This is a genomic window from Paenisporosarcina sp. P5_A11 (genome assembly GCF_056400705.1).
In genome coordinates this window covers 1-2910 of record NZ_JBFUKT010000275.1, presented here as the reverse complement: position 1 = coordinate 2910, position 2910 = coordinate 1, and the positions used below count along the sequence as shown (strand labels likewise).

General features: G+C 34.9%; 3 protein-coding genes. All 3 read right to left on the bottom strand.

Annotation, left to right across the window (positions count from 1 at the left end; genetic code table 11):
- Positions 1-626 precede the first annotated feature (626 nt).
- On the bottom strand, positions 627-1367 hold the full coding sequence (locus AC1DOS_RS19245; protein ID WP_108585865.1) for an amino acid ABC transporter ATP-binding protein: 741 nt from the start codon (positions 1365-1367) through the stop codon (positions 627-629).
- A 23-nt stretch (positions 1368-1390) separates the two neighbouring features.
- A complete protein-coding gene (locus AC1DOS_RS19240) occupies positions 1391-2167 on the bottom strand; it encodes an amino acid ABC transporter permease (RefSeq protein ID WP_477538796.1) in 777 nt (258 codons plus the stop codon).
- 62 nt (positions 2168-2229) lie between these two features.
- A partial coding sequence (locus tag AC1DOS_RS19235) for a transporter substrate-binding domain-containing protein (protein ID WP_477538795.1) occupies positions 2230-2910 on the bottom strand: 681 nt, incomplete at its 5' end.

The window sequence follows — 2910 nt, the reverse complement described above, 5'->3', positions numbered from 1 at the left end:
GTGTATAAGAGACAGCCTGTTAAGAGGGGAGCGCCCAGAATTTTGTGTAAGTACAAATAATCTTTTCTTGTAGGGGCACCCATTCTATAATTTTCTTTGAACCTAACTGCCAGTTCTGCCCGGGCTATCAAAAACGAAATAACACCGGATTGTTCTCGGGTTTTTAGTTCATAAATATTTCCGGACATACAATATTCACAGTTTAGCACTAATCTAATTTTTAATTGTATTTTTCATCTTCAAATAACTACCCCATTAGTTGATGAAAAAATGCCTTAACTTAGACACTGCATCTTTTTATTATATTACTATATTATTGATGTGTTTCCTTTTACTATATTTAATAAATTTTTGTGAAATTCACGAAAAAAAGCACTGCTAAAAGCAATGCTAATTTCCACGTTAATGACGCTATTCGTTGAGTTATCCAAACTTTTGTACCACTTAACTGAACGGGTTAAAGAACAAGTGGTTAGGGATTATTTTATTTGTTAAAACGAGAAGATTATTAAACAATGTTTTGCCAAATGTGTTGTACGATTAGGTAGGATTTAGCATATACGCGAACTAGGCGAGTAGCCTCTGTAACCTAGTACTAGATAACGTCAAAATACTGTTGGATCAAATTACATCTGTTTTAAGGTTCGTTTTAAAAATTCTCTAGTGCGTTCTTGTTTTGGGTTATTGAAAATTTGCTCTGGACTTCCTTCTTCACAAATAACGCCTTTGTCCATAAATACAACACGGTCAGAAACTTCCTTTGCAAATTCCATCTCATGAGTGACAATTAACATAGTGAGACCAGTTTCAGCAAGTTCCTTCATTACTTTTAGAACTTCTCCTACCATCTCAGGATCAAGTGCTGATGTTGGTTCATCAAATAACATCACATCCGGCTCCATAGAAAGTGCTCTAGCTATAGCCACACGTTGTTTTTGTCCACCTGATAATTGTCTAGATTTAGCGTTAATATATTGATCCATACCAACGACTTTTAAATATTTCATCGCTATTTTTTCTGCTTCTTCTTTTGAACGTTTTAACACTTTTACTTGTCCAACAACACAATTGTTTAATACATTGTGATTATTAAATAAGTTGAATTGCTGGAATACCATCCCTAACTTTGTACGGTAGGCGTGGATGTCATGTTTGTCTTCTAAAATATTTTCTTCATGATAAATAATTTGACCACCATTTGGTCTTTCTAAAAGATTTATACAACGAAGAAGAGTGGATTTACCAGATCCTGAGGAACCAATGATGCTGACAACTTCTCCTTTATATACAGAAAAGTCAATGTCTTTTAATACTTCATGGTTCCCAAAAGATTTGCTTAAATGTTGAATATCAATTACTTTTTCCATATGTTCTCCTCCTTCGTCAATTATTAATTTCTATCGCTATTTTTTGTACTACTCGATAGATTTCCTGGTGCCTCTACTTGCACTTGATGATCAATCATACTGTAATTTTCGGGACCATCTAATCTTCTTTCGATAAAACGCAAAATTCTAGTTACCGTATATGTCATGATGAAATACAAAATACATGCAACAAAAAATGACTCAAAATATCTGAAGTTGTTCCCTGCAACTGATTTTGTTTGGAAGAATAATTCCGTTACACCAATAACGTTAAGAACGGCGGTATCTTTAATATTAATGACAAATTGATTACCGGTCGCTGGTAAAATATTTCGAACGACTTGCGGTAATACAATATGGATCATCGTTTGAAAATGGTTCATACCAATTGCCTGAGCTGATTCAAATTGTCCTTTTTCGACAGAAACAATACCGCCACGAACAATTTCGGCCATGTAAGCACCTGTATTAATCGATACGATAAAGATTGCTGCAATTAATACGTCCATATCTATACCAAAGGCTAAAGCAGAGCCATAAAAAATGACCATGGCTTGCACAATCATAGGTGTTCCACGGAAGAATTCTATATATACAGAAAGAATTACATTAATTACTTTAAGAATACCTCTTTTTATTCCTCGCTCAGGTAAAGGAATCGTATGAATAACCCCTATCAATAAACCTATAATTGCACCCAATACAGTACCAGTAATGGAGATTAATAGTGTCATGCCAGCTCCCCGAATGAACATTGGCCAGTTGTTTGAAATAATTGTTACGATCCACTCAAAACTCATTTTTATCCTCCTTTACAAACATAAAACCGACTGCAAATGATGCAGCCGGAATCAAATAATCATTATTGTGCTGCTGGTTGAATCTTAATAGCAGAATCCATAATGTTTTGTCGATCTTCCTCTGAGATAGCAGCTAAAGTTTTATTGATTTTTTCCGTTAGTTTACTATCTTTTGCAAGTCCGACTGCGATTGCTGTTTCATCTTCAGATGTAACAAATCCGTCTGTAAATTCTACCATTTCAAAGTTGTCATTAGCTGTAGAAGCACTAACTGCTTCTGGACGTTCTGACACATACCCATCTATCATCCCCGATTCAAGAGCAACTCTCATTGCTGTAAAGTTGTCCATAGCTGTTTTTTTGACTACACCTTCGATTTGGTCAATTACTGAATAGTGGAATGTATTCAATTGAGCAGTTACTTTTGCTCCTTTGAAATCTTGGATAGAAGTAGCATCTTCAAATTTCCCACCTTTTTTTACAACCATTACTAAATTTGATGTGTAATAGTTGTCTGAGAAATCGATTGTCTTTTTACGTTCTGATGTTGGTGACATACCTGCAACTATTGCATCAATTTTGCCTGAGGTTAAGGCTGGTACAAGACCATCCCATTCAGTTTTCACAATCACTAATTCTTTTCCTAAATCTTTTGCAATTCTTTTTGCGATTTCCACATCATATCCACCTGCATATTCTGCACTGCCATCAATTTTTACTCCACCGTTTGAATCATTCATTTG

Bases quoted from the DNA above. Each gene is read 5' to 3' on its own strand.
- AC1DOS_RS19245 (WP_108585865.1), bottom strand. From the start codon at position 1,367: ATGGAAAAAGTAATTGATATTCAACATTTAAGCAAATCTTTTGGGAAC.
- AC1DOS_RS19240 (WP_477538796.1), bottom strand. From the start codon at position 2,167: ATGAGTTTTGAGTGGATCGTAACAATTATTTCAAACAACTGGCCAATG.